Raw genomic sequence first — 266 nt, 5'->3', positions numbered from 1 at the left:
CTGGCATCGAACCATGGAACGAAGATCACGCCGGGTGGCATGCGGTTGCGGCCGCGGGTCTCGACGCGTGTCCGCATTTCGCCGCGACGCGATACGATGGTAATCTCTGCCCCCTGGTTGATCCCGCGTTTTCGTGCGTCGTCGGCGTTCATGAAGCAGCGGGCGCCGGGGAAGGCCTTGTAGAGCTCAGGCACTCTCATCGTCATCGAACCGGAATGCCAGTGCTCCAGCACGCGGCCTGTTACCAGCCAGAAATCGTATTCCTC

The 266-nt window shown here is 62.0% G+C and carries 1 protein-coding gene; it reads right to left on the bottom strand.

Features of this window, described 5'->3' with window-relative positions:
- On the bottom strand, window positions 1-266 hold a 266-nt coding region (locus tag H6M51_RS25140), incomplete at both ends, for a molybdopterin dinucleotide binding domain-containing protein (protein WP_281418989.1).

The sequence above is a fragment of the Rhizobium sp. AQ_MP genome, assembly GCF_014237835.1.
Lineage (GTDB): Bacteria > Pseudomonadota > Alphaproteobacteria > Rhizobiales > Rhizobiaceae > Allorhizobium.
The sequence above is the reverse complement of the archived record's forward strand: the minus strand, read 5'-3'. Positions and strand labels throughout refer to the sequence as shown.